Origin of the sequence: Rickettsia endosymbiont of Urophora cardui (assembly GCF_964030725.1) — a bacterium.
In the GTDB taxonomy this organism is placed as follows: domain Bacteria; phylum Pseudomonadota; class Alphaproteobacteria; order Rickettsiales; family Rickettsiaceae; genus Rickettsia.
The window spans coordinates 359,043-373,976 of sequence record NZ_CAXIPY010000006.1 but is presented as its reverse complement, the minus strand read 5'-3'; the positions used below and the strand labels follow the sequence as shown (position 1 = coordinate 373,976).

Below are 14,934 nucleotides of genomic sequence, written 5' to 3'. Positions count from 1 at the left end.
GCGAAACTCCTGTAATATTCTTGAGCTACTCCCTTTTAGATATTGTACAAGCTTACTTAAAGCCACTTGAGGACGGTATGAAATAAATATATGAACATGATCACAAGATACTTTACCTGAAATTATATATGCTTCATGTTCCATGCAAATTTGCCTTAATAAATCCCTGACTCTCTCAGTTACTTTTCCTACCAATGCTCTTTTTCTATACTTTGGTATCCATATAATATGTACTTTTAAATCATACTGGCTATGACTATTTTTTCTATAACTTCTCATATCTTTTTATCAATTCGTTGCTAAAGCAACTTCATTATATCTTCCCTTCGCCTGAAGGCGAGGGATTTTTTATCCCCGTAGGGGGACATTAAAAATATAGGTAACAGAAATGCAAATAGAGAAGAATAAAAAAATAAATGAAGCAATAGATTTGCTGATAGAAGGCGGAGTAGATTTAAAAACAGTACTAAGTCAGAATGGATTAATTAAGGAATTAACCAAGGGTATTTTAGAGCGAGCACTGCATGCTGAGATGTCAGAACATTTAGGTTATAGCAAGTATGATAGAGCTGAAACTGAGAATGCGAGGAATGGTAGTTTTAGTAAGAATCTGATTAGTGAGAATGGTACTATAGAGATAAATGTTCCAAGAGACAGACAAGGTAAATTTGAACCTATAATAGTCTCAAAGAAACAAACAAGAATAGATGGCTTAGACCAAAAGATAATATCCTTATATGCGAAGGGTATGAGTGTGTCTGATATTAAAACACAATTGCAAGAATTATATGGAGCTGAGATCAGTGAGAGCCTAATCAGCAGGATTACAGATGAAGTAATAGATGAGGTCAAGATTTGGCAGAGTAGACCTCTTGAGTCAGTATACCCTATAGTATATTTTGACTGTTTAGTAGTGAAAGTAAGACAAGATAAACTTATTATTAATAAATCAGTATATGTAGCTTTAGGAATAGATTTATCTGGCAGAAAGGATATTTTAGGCTTATGGATAAGTGAGAATGAAGGAGCTAAATTTTGGCTTGGTAATTTTACTGAAATGAAGAATCGAGGAGTAAAAGATATCTTAATTGCTTGTAGTGATAATCTAACTGGTATGTCTGATGCTATTGCATCAGTATATCCGAAAACTGAACATCAAATTTGTATTGTCCATCAGATCAGGAATAGCCTCAAATATGTATCATATAAAGATAGAAAGCAATTAGCAGCGGATTTGAAACTAATCTATACTTCTGCTACTGAAAAAGAAGCAGAATTAGCTCTTGAGTCATTTGATCAAAAATGGAGTAAGCAATATCCGCATATAGCTAAATCTTGGTATAATAATTGGGATAATTTGATAATTTTCTTGCAATATCCAAAGGAGATTCGTAAGATTATTTACACTACAAATGCGATAGAATCGCTGAATAGCCAATTGAGAAAAGTTACTAAGAATAAACGCATCTTTCCAAATGATGACGCAGTATTTAAAGTTTTATATCTGACAATTGATTATATTACCAAAAAATGGTCTATGCCTATCCCCAATTGGAATGAAGCTATGGCTCATTTTATGATCAAATTTGATGGTAGAATTTAATGGTTCACGAAATTTACACAATTGATGAGACAGAGCCACCTATTGTTTTGATGCCTCTATACCAAAAAAAGATGGTAATACCAGACATGGTTAAACCAAAAACACCAAGTACTTCAAATGCCGCAGAACGTGCTAGCCAAGAGCCGAATCTTGTAATCTGAGTGCCATGCTTTGTGACATACCAAAACTTATGAACAAAATCCTCTGCAGATCGGGATATCCATTCCTGCCCTTTCACATCATAGAATGTTATACCGATCTGTGATATATCATAGAAATACTGCCCTATAGCAAGCTTTAGCTGTACGTAGCATTCTATGAAATAATAATATAGGCTTAATATATTGATTTTCTGAAGAACTCTAAATATAAGCCACAGACATGATGCAGTAAGACTTACTGTTAGTGCATTAGTAATGCCTTGCGTAAGCATCCTAATCTGGTGTGCGAAGATTTGTGCACCTCTTGTGAATCTACCTTGCTCTTGTATGTTCATTTTGTAGTGCTCTTAGTACTTAAGTATAAGTGCTTTATGAGTATTAGAAAGAGGAATATACTTACTGGTGTTAAAATGAACATTACAATATTAGTTAAAAATACTCCAAGATATAGCGTTTTTGCTAATAATAAGGTCATTAGGGAGAAAAGGAAGCTACATACAGAATACTCAGCTACCATATCTTGTTTGTTATGCCCCTGTACATATTTTGCAACAAGACAAGCACCGCTAAATAATATGACCATATCAAACCAACTCGTCAAACGATCATACCCATAATTAGTAGAATAGGGCATGGTGAAAAGTAGGAATATTAGTCCTGACATTATGATCAAGCTCCAGTTATAAGGAGTTTGGAATATTTTAGTTAATATTTTGTTTATATGTGTGCAGCATTCTTTGTTATTCATTACTAGGTATCCTATTTATCATGATCATAATATATGTTATACGGAAGATAAAAATATGATGGGCTAGTAGAGCGTTCATCATCTCTTCTATGGTTACTCGTTTCTGGACTAAAACCAGTTAAATGATTTGGGTACAGTATTTTATTCGTCTTATGTTTCTGATGTTCTAACCAAAATAGTCGTATCATCCTTTGACTAACGAATATTAGAATTACCCTCAACGAACATTAAAATTACCTATAAAAAAGAAGTAACTATGGACAGTAAAATCGAATAAAAATTTATTTTTAAATATTTAAATATTATTCGAGAATTACTGATGACATGTACAAATAACCAAGTAGGTATTTTAATGCAAAAGATCAAAAAATATAATCAGATAATTTCTGCTGCAAAAGCAGGTATGAGTGTAAAAACGGCACGTAAGTATTTACGTATTAATAAGTATCCAAGCGAATTACGCACAATACGTAAATATAGGACACGTAAGGATCCATTTGTGAAGCACTGGGATGAAATAGAATCAATGCTAGAATCAGCACCGGAGTTGCAAGCAACTACCATATTAGCATATTTGACAGAAAAGTATCATGGGAATTATAATGGGAAGCAATTACGCTGTTTGCAGAAAAGGTTGAAACAATGGAGAGCTGCACATGGTAAGGATATAATGGACTAAAAAAATTGGACAAAAAAATGAAGGAGTGTGTTTCCGCAATAAGTTAGAATAAATAGCAATAAACTTAAGAGGAAAGATGAAGAAAAATAAAGTAAAAATTTTCAGTGCTTCAGAAAAAACGGGGATAGTATTAGAATTAATAAAAGAGGAGTCGACACTTGGTCAGTTAGCTTCAAAATATGCAATAAGTGTTAAAACAATTCAAAATTGGAAAAAACAGTTTTTAGGTAATGCGGCATTAGCTTTTGAACCAGCTAAAGTTTTGAGTGAATATCAAGAACAAATAAATCATTTACAAGAGCAAAATGATGAGCTTGCTAAAGCTCTTGGTAGAATCACAGTTGAGAGGGACTGGGCCGTGGGAAAGCTCAAAAGCTTGGATTTATCAAATAAAAAGAGTCTTGTACACTCCAAGCTAAATCAACTCTCAAAATCAAGACAGTGTGAACTATTAAAGATTAGTCGATCTACAGCCTACTATAAATCCAAGGAGATGAGTATAAATAAATTAAGTATTTTAAATAGAATAGATGAAATATATACAGATAATCCTGAATTTGGTTATCGCTATATTCATCAACAGTTACTAGAAGATGGTTTTATTGTCGGTAAAGATCGAGTACTGAAATATATGAGGATGATGGGTATAGAAGCTATTTACCCACATAAGAAAAAATCTACTTCTCGAAACGATAGTGAGCATAAGATCTATAGCTACTTACTTGATCAATATTGGACTAAATCTGGCTCAACAAAGCAAGTGTATGTGCCTAATGTGAATGAGGTTTGGAGTGGTGACATTACTTACATTAGAACTAATGGTGGCTTTATGTATATGGCAGCTATTATAGATTGGCATAGCAAGGCCATATTGAGCTATAAACTGTCAAATTCTATGGATGCATCTCTTGTAACTGATGTCTTGAAACAAGCTCTCAGTAAGTATAACGCTCCACAGATATTTAATAGTGATCAAGGTAGCCAATATACCAGTTATGACCACATAAATATTCTCAAGGAGCATGATATCCAAATTTCAATGAATGGCCAAGGTAGAAGTATTGATAATATAGTAATAGAAAGGTTTTTTAGAACTTTAAAATATAATTGTATCTTTATTAATGATTTTAACAATGTTAAAGAGTTAAAAGAGGGGATTGATCATTATCTGAATAAATATAATTATCACAGATTTCATTCAAGTATTGGTTATAAAAAGCCTATGAATGTATATCTGAATTATATGCAAAATTATCAGCAAATTGCTGCCTGATAATCGAAAAATTAGGAAAACATACTACTCATTTTTTTGTCTTGATTTTTCAGTCCACTATCGGATAAGACAGTAATCTTTTTACAAAATATTCTTCCTGGCAAACAGAGTCAGTCTGATTGGACCAATATGAATCAATTGGGTATTTGTATTGGTGGGCAACCATATCCTCACTTACTATTTCATTTTATGTTGCCTTATTCATGTTGGGAAACTTTTAGCATATGCCATAGTGAAAGTTTTGATACATTAGCATCAGGGTTTGAAAAAGCTGTATGGGAGTTAGGTGGAGTTTTACCAGAGCATCGTACAGATAATTTAAGTGCAGCTACCAAGCAATGTGGTAATAGTAGACAATTTACAGAAAGATGGCAAGAATTGCTTGGTTATTACAATGTTGCACCATCGCGAAATAATCCAGGCGTCAGTCATGAAAATGGTTCTGTTGAAAAAAGTCATGATACATTTAAGCAAGCAGTGAATCAACATCTGCTATTACGTGGATCACGTAATTTTGTTGATTTAAAAGCTTATGAATTATTCCTTACACAAATTAAAGAAAAGCGAAATAGCTGTAGAAAAGAAAAATTAGCTGAAGAATTAGTTCATTTACAAGAGTTACCAATCAGGAAATGGAATGCACCTACAATATTATCAGTACGTGTTAATCCAAGCAGTACAGTTAGTATTTTATCTGTAGCTTATTCTGTGCCTAGTCGCTTAATAGGTTATACTTTAAAAGCTTATATTTATTCTGAAGAAATAGAGCTTTACTATGGTAACAAATGTTTACAAAAAATGTCTAGAATCAGCAATGGCTATGTTATTGATTATAGACATATTATTGATAGTTTAGTACGTAAACCTGGAGCATTTGTTCAATATCAATATTATGAAGCTTTATTCCCACGTGCTATATTTCGTCAGGTATATGACCAGCTTATCTCTATATATCCATATAAAGGGCATAAAATATATCTTAAAATATTACAATTAGCAAAAATGTATGGAGAATTGAATGTAGTTACTGCATTAGAAGTGCTATTAGAAAAGAAAATTGAGCCAATAATTGATCATATTACAGATTTACTAAATAGCCAGACTCAAACTGTTTGTTCAGTAAAAATTAATCAACCAATACTGTCTGAATATGATCAATTACATTGCTTTAAAACAATGGAGGTTGCATGAGTAAACAGATAATAACTCCGCAACCGCTAAATAATTTACTCAAGAACCTTTGCTTACCTACTTTTGCATCGTGCTATAAATCAGTTGCAGAAAGCTTTGAGCAAGAAAAGAAAACATATATAGATTATCTACAGGAGTTAGCCATACGTGAGTTAGAACATAGACAACAACAACGTATTGCCAGATTGCTGAAGCAAGCAAAACTCTCTCGAGATAAGTTATTAAGCAACTTTGATATTAAGCGTATCCCAGGATTATCGCCAACTAAGATCCAATATCTTGCACAAGGAGAATTTATGGATCGCTATGAAAATATACTTATTTTTGGTAATCCTGGCACTGGCAAAAGTCATCTTAGTATAGGTTTAGCACGTGAGTGGTGTCTTGCTGGTAGACGTGTATTATATACAACAGCAGCTAATTTGGTTCAACAATTACTAGAAGCAAAGCTTAGTTTAAAACTTAAGCAAATTATTAAAAAATTCGATTATTTTGAAATATTGATAATTGATGATATATCATATGTACCATATAATCGTGAAGAAACTGATGTTTTATTTACCTTATTAGCTGAACGTTATGAAATGCGTAGTGTATTAATTACTAGCAATTTAGTTTTTGCAAAATGGAATACTATTTTTAAAGATGAAATGACTACGTCAGCAGTTATTGACAGATTGGTTCACCATTCTTCAATTCTTGAACTCAATACTGAAAGTTATAGAATCGCTACAGCTAAAGGCAAAAAATTAACTAGTCCCTCCGCCAAAACTCTAAAAAATATCACTTGTGTCACTAATTTCCAAAAATAGTGCGATTTTAGAGCAAATTACTCTAATTTTGAGGGCTGATTTTAAATTTTTGTATTAAAAACCACACTATTTCCCAAAATGCATTCATTTTTTTATTGTCATTTTTTTGTATTTCCATAAGCTTTTGATATAAAACCTTTCATTTTCTTATGGATTTTACTATGCATTTTTGCCTTAAAACCCTATTGCCTATAAGGCTTTTAGAGTTTTGGCGGACGGACTATCTAATGCTATATTATCAATTGGCATTACTGAGTTTGCTATGGAAGCTGCTTCATGTATATGAGTTCTTGCCCATCTTGCAGCTTGCTCCTTACTTGAAACCCCAGGAATATGGCTATCTATTATAGCGTTGAGTACTGGCTCATTCATATTACGATCAATAGTGGCTGCATTTTGTGCTACATATTGACGGCTTCTACTTAATTGGTCTTGAGCTGATATCGCATCAGATATTTCTCTACCAATAGATTCTTGTTCCTGATAGTTCTGACTTAATGTTCTTGCGAGTGATTGAGTGTCACTGTTAGAACGGAAAGTTCTATAATTAATTAAGCCAGATATAATCAATTTTTAATCTCTCAGGGTTTAATTCCCCGAAGCTCTGCTTCGTGATATCATAAGAAACAACTAAAACTTTTTTAGATACCTCGTAGCTCTGCTGCGAGGAGCATCATTTAAATATAGATATATCATGGCTCATTTAACGATAGATGAAAGATTTAAAATATACGAAATGAATAAGAGTGGTTATAGCTCGCGATATATAGGGACAAAGATTGGCCGTGATAAAAGCACTATATGTTATGAACTCAAGAGAATGAGGCATAATTATAGACCAGATAGGGCTAACACACTTGCTTGCAGTTTAAGGCAAGGTAAGAGAAAAAGAAAATTAGATATTGATAATAATTTACGAGCAGAAATAATAAAGCAGTTAACACAGGGTATTTCACCAGATATAATTTCAGGTAGACGTAAACTATCACGAGATACTGTCAATATTTCTACAGAGAGTATATACCAGTTTATTTATACATCTCCTATAGCACAAAGGCAAAAATTATATTTATCTTTAGCAAGAAAAAGGAAAAATAGGTTGCATCATGGTACAAGAATCAGAAACAAAAGAATTACAATACCAAATCGAGTTTCCATTACTGAAAGACCAGAGATAAATAGAAAGATAGCAGCAATAGGTCATTTAGAAGGTGATTTAACTTTTAACAAAGGTAATCAAAGTCGTAATATAGGCGCTCTTGTGGATATCAGAACACAAAAAGTGTTTCTCACTTTAAACCGTTCAAAAAGAACACAAGATGTGATTGGTAACATGAATAAAAAACTTAAACAATTGTCGCATATAATCAAAAGCATAACGTTAGATAATGGCAAAGAATTTACCAATCATGAACAACTATTGCCAAAATCTGAACGAAAAGTATATTTTTGCAATCCTTATTCTCCAACCTGAATTCTGGATTAGCTAATTTTGAGATATAGCAGGTTTGTTAGGTTTCATACAGTATGCAATTAGGGCGGATAAGATATGTACAAAGGCATTCCAAATTGATCTATGTCTTGTATGTTCGATCTCGAAAGCACCCTTCAGCACACTAAATACTGTTTCGATAATTGAGCGTTTGCGTAATAATATTTTTTCAAATAATGGCATAAGTTTATTCTTCATTTTCTTCTTTATGCCAGTTACTAACTTGATTCCTTTGCTGTATAGATCATCAAAGAGCTCCTGTTTGATATAACCCTTATCGCCAAACAATAATCCCGTGATATGTTTGGTGATTATCGAAACCGGCGCTCTATCATCTACATTACCAGGCGTTAGTTTTAGACCTTGAATCTCACCTTTTTCGTTAATAACCAAATGTAATTTTAGACCAAAAAACCAACTTTTTGTTGTTTTACCCAAAGCAGCAATACCGGCAAAGACTTTATTACGAGAGATTCTTTTTCGATGACAAACCTCTAAAGATGTGGCGTCAATATAAGAAACTCCCGTAGATTGAGCTGCCTGCATATACCATTCAAGTAATAAAACTAAATAACTCAGAACTCTTGGTTTTAGAGCTATAAAACGAGTATATGATGGAAGAGTTACAAAGTCTGATTTATATAATTGTAGATAGGACATATAAAAATATTTAAAGTTTTTACAAGGTGATTGATGGTATAAAAGCACTATTGTTAACAGCTCAGAATAGCTTATTTCAGGCTTTCTTGTAGGGTTTTTATTAAATGATGCTCCTCGCAGCAGAGCTACGAGGTATCTAAAAAAGTTTTAGTTGTTTCTTATGATATCACGAAGCAGAGCTTCGGGGAATTAAACCCTGCGAGATTAATGGTAGAAATGATTTATTAATCCACTGCTCGCTAATTTTACAAAAATCATCGACAAAACAAAATAATGCATTAATATCTTTCTTCATGGGGATACTCTTGTTTTTTTGCTAAAAATTATATAGAGTATCTTCTATCCCTTGTAAATACTTACTTCCAAACCTAGATTAATCCAGAATTCAGGTCTCCATGGCAAAAACCATTGATAGAGAAGATTAACTCAATGGTGCACAGAGTATACTCTAAATCTTTAGATATAAAAAAATTAACAATAAAGCAATTACAAGAAATTGAGGATTTTTTAAATAATTTACCAAGAAAAGTGCTCGGTTATAAAACACCCAATGAGGTATGGGAAGAAAATATAAATCTGGCTTAATTAATACTGGAATTTACCTTTTGTTTTGTCGATGATTTTTGTAAAATTAGCGAGCAGTGGATTAATAAATCATTTCTAACATTAATTAATACAAACCCTACAAGAAAGCCTGAAATAAGCTATTCTGAGCTGTTAACAATAGTGCTTTTATACCATCAATCACCTTGTAAAAACTTTAAATATTTTTATATGTCCTATCTACAATTATATAAATCAGACTTTGTAACTCTTCCATCATATACTCGTTTTATAGCTCTAAAACCAAGAGTTCTGTGTTATTTAGTTTTATTACTTGAATGGTATATGCAGGCAGCTCAATCTACGGGAGTTTCTTATATTGACGCCACATCTTTAGAGGTTTGTCACCGAAAAAGAATCTCTCGTAATAAAGTCTTTGCCGGTATTGCTGCTTTGGGTAAAACAACAAAAAGTTGGTTTTTTGGTCTAAAATTACATTTGGTTATTAACGAAAAAGGTGAGATTCAAGGTCTAAAACTAACGCCTGGTAATGTAGATGATAGAGCGCCGGTTTCGATAATCACCAAACATATCACGGGATTATTGTTTGGCGATAAGGGTTATATCAAACAGGAGCTCTTTGATGATCTATACAGCAAAGGAATCAAGTTAGTAACTGGCATAAAGAAGAAAATGAAGAATAAACTTATGCCATTATTTGAAAAAATATTATTACGCAAACGCTCAATTATCGAAACAGTATTTAGTGTGCTGAAGGGTGCTTTCGAGATCGAACATACAAGACATAGATCAATTTGGAATGCCTTTGTACATATCTTATCCGCCCTAATTGCATACTGTATGAAACCTAACAAACCTGCTATATCTCAAAATTAGCTAATCCAGAATTCAGGTTTGTAATACTGCATCTCTTCATTCTATATGTTAAAACGACGCACTGCAAGTGCGGGGTTTTTCTCCCAATTTTGGGACAATAAATACTAATTTTATTAGTATTTTTAACTGGATCCCGTGAATAAATCACGGGATGATAGGGGAAACTGATCCATGTGAGCAAAGCCGCCACGGGGTGACATCGAATATACTAATGGAAAGTTCTATAAATGATGCTCCTCGTAGCTCTGCTGCGAGGAGCATCATTTAAATATAGATATATCATGGCTCATTTAACGATAGATGAAAGATTTAAAATATACGAAATGAATAAGAGTGGTTATAGCTCGCGATATATGGCTTTGTTGCATAAATAAGCTTTTGAATATACTGCCCCTAACCCCGCAATGCTAGCCTAGCCAACAGGCACAGAGATAGGTTTACCAATTTCAAACATTTTGTTTAATAAGTGGCATTTAATAGACATTTCTTTTGTCATATTTTGATCATGTCTTGATAGAAACTTACTACCAAAAGAAGTTTTAAATCGAAAGAACGTGTTCTCTACACGCTCCCTTCTACCATAATTATTCTTTACCCTCCATGCTTGGTATCCTTTGTTTTGTTGATATATAACAGCTGCATCTCTCTCAGTTTTATCCCTAAGCGATTGAACTTTTACTGAAGAGTTTGGGGGTCTAATAACTGGTTTTATCTTCTTCTTTCTCAACAATTGATATGTAGATTCACCGTCATACCCTCGATCTCCCAGAAAATCCTTGGCTCTGACATTAGCTATTAGTAGTCCAATCTGTGATCTATCATCTATAGTACGCTCTGTGGTACTATCGGCAAGTATCATACCTTGATCTTCTATAACGATATGTAGCTTTTTCCATATGCGACGCTTATATTGCTTACCATGCTTATTTTCTAGCCATTCGTTCCCTGTGTAGGCTTGTATCCCTGTACTATCCATTGAAATACAACTAAATTCTTTATCTTGATTTCCATGTAAATACCTAAGATCTAATGACTTCATACGCTTACTTAATGTTGTATAGTCTGGACATCTAATAGATAAACCCGATATTTCAAAGAGCCAGTTTATAAAGCCTTGGGTTTGGCGTAACTTAAGACCGAATAAGCATCTGATCTTCAAACACTGTAATATAGCGTGATCACTATAGCGTCTAGGTCTTCCTCGTTTCATTTCCTCTCTGTAATCAGCATACCAGCCAATCGCCAAATCACTGGCAATCATAAAATCTATGCGACCCCTATTGCGTAAAAAATTATTATATTCTGACCAATTCGTTATTTTATATTTAGAATACTTGCGTGATTTACTAAAAGGGGCTTTCTTCCGAGATCTCATATAATCTGGATTATTTTTAATTCAGGACATCTTATAGCTAACGCGGAAAGGTTTTTACCATAGTTTTTGTATTTACTCACATATTCACCAGATCTAAATCCTATTAAACATTGCTGGACTAACTTTAAAAACTGTTTACATAAAATTATTGATCAATGCCTAAGTTTTTCCTAATCTGTGGTAGAAACATTTCCGTGTTAGCTATACCAGATTATCACCACTCTTGCTCTACAAATCTTATTTATGCAACAAAGCCATGAGACAGAGCCTAATTTCTTGGTGCATATTCTAGCTTGTGTTACTTCTTATGCTATCACTAAATCTCGTATAAAACTTGATGCTTTAGCTCCAGAACAACTTCTCTTATCCTAAATTGGCGTTACTATAGTCACCTTGTGGCTTGTCCACAGGGTCCAGAAATACAACTAAAAATATCAATATTATTGATCTTTTTAACTGGATCCCGCAATCAAGTCGCGGGATGACAACTGGAAAACTGATCGACGCAACAAAGCCTTTACGAGATGACAAGATTGAGTTGATCCACACTGGCAAAAAAAGTAAGGTGATGTTTATTTATAACTTATAAATCCCAGAGAATTCAGGGAGTTTACTGTTTCAAATAATGGCAGTCCCATAACATTTGAATAAGAGCCGGAAATAAAGGAAATGAAAGCTTCGGCATAACCAGAGATTTTACATCCACCAGCTTTATCAATCCCCTCATCTAGCGAGCAATAAAAATTTAGCTCTTCTTCGCTTAATCTTTTAAACTTAAGGACTGTTTGGACTATTTTCTGCCTAGTGACCAATTGATCTTTATCTTTTTTGATAATACATAAACCGGTATAAACACGATGACGACGTCCGGATAATATATTCAGACAATACCTTACTTCTTCAGCACTACTTGCTTTTGGCAATATTCTTCTTCCAAGTGCCGTTACAGTATCTGCTGCTATGATAATAGCAGAATCTTCTATTTGAGAAGCAACTTTTGTAGCTTTTTCGTAAGCAAGCCTTGTCGCTAAGTGATTTGGTGATTCACGTAGATTAGGCGTTTCGTCTATATCTGCTGGAATAATTTGTGCAGGTGTAATTTTAATCCTTTTAAGAAGCTCAACCCTTGCAGGTGACTGTGATGCTAGTATTATAGGTAGGTTTTTTGATCGATATTGCATGCTTAAGATTGGTGACGAAGAATTACACGTCCCTTAGTTAAATCGTAAGGGGTCATCTCTACTGTAACTTTATCACCCAATAATATTCTAATACGATTTTTACGCATTCTACCAGCGGTGTGAGCAATAATTACATGACCATTTTCCAACTTCACTCTAAAAGTAGCGTTAGGTGCAAGCTCAATTACTGTACCCGTAAACTGAATGAGATCGTCTTTTGACATTAATTTATATTTATAATGGTCGGGGCGGAGAGATTCGAACTCCCGACCCTCTGGTCCCAAACCAGATGCGCTACCAGGCTGCGCTACGCCCCGAGAGTTAATTTCCTATATTATATACTCCATTATTTGCAACAAATCAATTTGTTTATTTAAAAATATGTAAATATTAGCTTATTTAACAATAAAAGCAGTAATTACTCACTTATCCACTTGATACCATACAGAGTATATATTAACCCATCTTAATAAAATTTTATTTAGGTTTTACAACGCCAGTTTAGGATAAGAGGAGTTGTTCTGGAGCTAAAGCATCAAGTTTTGTATGAGATTTAGTGATAGCATAAGAAGTAACACAAGCCAAAATATGCACCAAGAAATTAACAGGAGATCTATGCCTTGTATGCTCTAGGTTCATTCTATTTTTCAGTATATTAAATACTGATTCAATCAATGATCGTTTCCGTAACATAGTTTTATCTTCTAATTCTAGTAAATCATTCTTCATATCCTGGCGAATATTAGTTATCATTCTTAAATTTCTAGAATAAAGTTTAAACCATAACTCTTTGCAAATATATGCTTTATCACCAAATACTTTACCTGTTATCTTCTGAGTTATAGATTCAAGAACAGATAAATCAGCTCTATTTGCTTTTGTTATTTTAACAGCTATAATCTCTGCTTTATGATTAAATGATGCTCCTCGCAGCAGAGCTACGAGGTATCTAAAAAAGTTTTAGTTGTTTCTTATGATATCACGAAGCAGAGCTTCGGGGAATTAAACCCTGAGAGATTAAATGTAATTTAAATCCCATAAACCAACCATAACTACTCATCCCAACTTTGGCAATTTTACCAAAAACTCTATTACTAGAAGTACGCTTAGCATGACAAATAGATAGTTTTGTTGAATCAATAAAATATATTCCTGTATCTTCACCTCGTAGTAATTGCAACATTATTGACAATGGCAATATTAACCTTGGCCATAATTGTACTATTCTACTATAACATGGTAAATTAAAGTAACCCTTATATTTATGCGGTAAGTAATATAAATAATAGTTTTTAAAGTCCTTGCAAGGCGATAGATAAAAATATATGACTATTGTCATCAATGCTGCAAGACTTAATTTTCCTATTCTATGCCTTTGTTGATTTGTTGATAATAGACGGTGTTCTATCCATTCTTCATATATTTTACAAAAATTATTTACTAAATAATAGAGTCTTTTGCAATGATTGTGTAAATTTTTGTTGAGCCTATATTAGAAGTAATTAAAAATATAGGTAACAGAAATGCAAATAGAGAAGAATAAAAAAATAAATGAAGCAATAGATTTGCTGATAGAAGGCGGAGTAGATTTAAAAACAGTACTAAGTCAGAATGGATTAATTAAGGAATTAACCAAGGGTATTTTAGAGCGAGCACTGCATGCTGAGATGTCAGAACATTTAGGTTATAGCAAGTATGATATAGCTAACACGGAAATGTTTCTACCACAGATTAGGAAAAACTTAGGCATTGATCAATAATTTTACGTAAACAGTTTTTAAAGTTAGTCCAGCAATGTTTAATAGGATTGAGATCTGGTGAATATGTGAGTAAATACAAAAACTATGGTAAAAACCTTTCCGCGTTAGCTATAGAGCTGAAACTGAGAATGCGAGGAATGGTAGTTTTAGTAAGAATCTGATTAGTGAGAATGGTACTATAGAGATAAATGTTCCAAGAGACAGACAAGGTAAATTTGAACCTATAATAGTCTCAAAGAAACAAACAAGAATAGATGGCTTAGACCAAAAGATAATATCCTTATATGCGAAGGGTATGAGTGTGTCTGATATTAAAACACAATTGCAAGAATTATATGGAGCTGAGATCAGTGAGAGCCTAATCAGCAGGATTACAGATGAAGTAATAGATGAGGTCAAGATTTGGCAGAGTAGACCTCTTGAATCAGTATACCCTATAGTATATTTTGACTGTTTAGTACCTGAATTCTGGATTAATCTAGGTTTGGAAGTAAGTATTTACAAGGGATAGAAGATACTCTATATAATTTTTAGCAAAAAAACAAGAGTATCCCCATGA

Annotated in this window: 11 protein-coding genes, 1 tRNA gene and 7 pseudogenes; 10 read left to right on the top strand and 9 right to left on the bottom strand. The window is 33.3% G+C overall.

Annotation, left to right across the window (positions count from 1 at the left end; translation table 11 throughout):
• Nucleotides 1–3 precede the first annotated feature (3 nt).
• Nucleotides 4–279: pseudogene (tnpA, locus tag AAHI98_RS09725) on the bottom strand (IS200/IS605 family transposase); the annotation flags it as partial.
• Between the two features lie 109 nt (nt 280–388).
• Here tnpA and AAHI98_RS09720 point away from each other — a divergent pair.
• On the top strand, nt 389–1,603 hold the full coding sequence (locus tag AAHI98_RS09720; protein WP_342224684.1) for an IS256 family transposase: 1,215 nt from the start codon (nt 389–391) through the stop codon (nt 1,601–1,603).
• Between the two features lie 13 nt (nt 1,604–1,616).
• Here AAHI98_RS09720 and AAHI98_RS09715 read toward each other — a convergent pair whose 3' ends face one another.
• The gene (locus tag AAHI98_RS09715) at nt 1,617–2,099 is read right to left on the bottom strand and encodes a TraD N-terminal domain-containing protein (RefSeq protein ID WP_342225754.1); all 483 of its coding nucleotides are present in this window, start codon (nt 2,097–2,099) and stop codon (nt 1,617–1,619) included.
• Nucleotides 2,100–2,831: 732 nt separating this feature from the next.
• On the opposite strand from AAHI98_RS09715, the gene AAHI98_RS09710 reads away from it, so the two are divergent.
• The 4 genes from AAHI98_RS09710 to istB all read left to right on the top strand — a co-directional run bounded on the left by AAHI98_RS09710 (nt 2,832) and on the right by istB (nt 6,467).
• Nucleotides 2,832–3,191, top strand: a complete 360-nt coding sequence (locus tag AAHI98_RS09710) for a hypothetical protein (protein WP_342225753.1) — start codon at nt 2,832–2,834, stop codon at nt 3,189–3,191.
• 76 nt (nt 3,192–3,267) lie between these two features.
• On the top strand, nt 3,268–4,464 hold the full coding sequence (locus tag AAHI98_RS09705; RefSeq protein WP_342224752.1) for an IS3 family transposase: 1,197 nt from the start codon (nt 3,268–3,270) through the stop codon (nt 4,462–4,464).
• Nucleotides 4,465–4,593: 129 nt separating this feature from the next.
• Nucleotides 4,594–5,655 (top strand): Mu transposase domain-containing protein, encoded by a 1,062-nt coding sequence (locus AAHI98_RS09700; RefSeq protein WP_342225752.1) that lies wholly within the window; start codon nt 4,594–4,596, stop codon nt 5,653–5,655.
• The gene (gene istB / locus AAHI98_RS09695; protein ID WP_342225751.1) at nt 5,652–6,467 is read left to right on the top strand and encodes an IS21-like element helper ATPase IstB; all 816 of its coding nucleotides are present in this window, start codon (nt 5,652–5,654) and stop codon (nt 6,465–6,467) included. The genes AAHI98_RS09700 and istB overlap by 4 nt, the downstream gene beginning before the upstream one ends.
• 189 nt (nt 6,468–6,656) lie before the next feature.
• Here istB and AAHI98_RS09690 read toward each other — a convergent pair whose 3' ends face one another.
• Entirely contained in the window at nt 6,657–7,037 is a 381-nt protein-coding gene (locus AAHI98_RS09690) for a hypothetical protein (RefSeq protein ID WP_342225750.1), read from the bottom strand.
• Between the two features lie 124 nt (nt 7,038–7,161).
• Between AAHI98_RS09690 and AAHI98_RS09685 the strand changes: the two are divergent.
• Nucleotides 7,162–7,935 (top strand): annotated as a pseudogene (locus AAHI98_RS09685) (IS30 family transposase); the annotation flags it as partial.
• An 18-nt stretch (nt 7,936–7,953) separates the two neighbouring features.
• Here AAHI98_RS09685 and AAHI98_RS09680 read toward each other — a convergent pair.
• A pseudogene (locus AAHI98_RS09680) lies at nt 7,954–8,914 on the bottom strand (IS982 family transposase).
• Nucleotides 8,915–9,009: 95 nt separating this feature from the next.
• On the opposite strand from AAHI98_RS09680, the pseudogene AAHI98_RS09675 reads away from it, so the two are divergent.
• Nucleotides 9,010–9,204, top strand: a pseudogene (locus AAHI98_RS09675) (IS30 family transposase); the annotation flags it as partial.
• Nucleotides 9,205–9,207: 3 nt separating this feature from the next.
• Nucleotides 9,208–10,059: an IS982 family transposase gene (locus AAHI98_RS09670; protein WP_410526246.1), complete on the top strand. Its 852-nt coding sequence runs from the start codon at nt 9,208–9,210 to the stop codon at nt 10,057–10,059.
• Between the two features lie 412 nt (nt 10,060–10,471).
• Here AAHI98_RS09670 and AAHI98_RS09665 read toward each other — a convergent pair whose 3' ends face one another.
• The 5 genes and pseudogenes from AAHI98_RS09665 to AAHI98_RS18665 form a co-directional block, all read right to left on the bottom strand.
• Entirely contained in the window at nt 10,472–11,434 is a 963-nt protein-coding gene (locus AAHI98_RS09665; RefSeq protein ID WP_342225748.1) for an IS5 family transposase, read from the bottom strand.
• Between the two features lie 572 nt (nt 11,435–12,006).
• Complete coding sequence (locus AAHI98_RS09660; protein ID WP_342225747.1) at nt 12,007–12,615, bottom strand: Maf family protein; 609 nt, start codon at nt 12,613–12,615, stop codon at nt 12,007–12,009.
• A 2-nt stretch (nt 12,616–12,617) separates the two neighbouring features.
• The gene (gene infA / locus AAHI98_RS09655; protein ID WP_011476840.1) at nt 12,618–12,839 is read right to left on the bottom strand and encodes a translation initiation factor IF-1; all 222 of its coding nucleotides are present in this window, start codon (nt 12,837–12,839) and stop codon (nt 12,618–12,620) included.
• Between the two features lie 16 nt (nt 12,840–12,855).
• Nucleotides 12,856–12,932 (bottom strand) — tRNA-Pro (locus AAHI98_RS09650).
• Nucleotides 12,933–13,116: 184 nt separating this feature from the next.
• Nucleotides 13,117–14,038 (bottom strand): annotated as a pseudogene (locus AAHI98_RS18665) (transposase).
• A gap of 136 nt (nt 14,039–14,174) precedes the next feature.
• Between AAHI98_RS18665 and AAHI98_RS18660 the strand changes: the two are divergent.
• Together AAHI98_RS18660 and AAHI98_RS09630 are read left to right on the top strand one after the other, a co-directional pair.
• Nucleotides 14,175–14,315: pseudogene (locus AAHI98_RS18660) on the top strand (IS256 family transposase); the annotation flags it as partial.
• A 181-nt stretch (nt 14,316–14,496) separates the two neighbouring features.
• Nucleotides 14,497–14,832 (top strand): annotated as a pseudogene (locus AAHI98_RS09630) (transposase); the annotation flags it as partial.
• Nucleotides 14,833–14,934 lie beyond the last annotated feature (102 nt).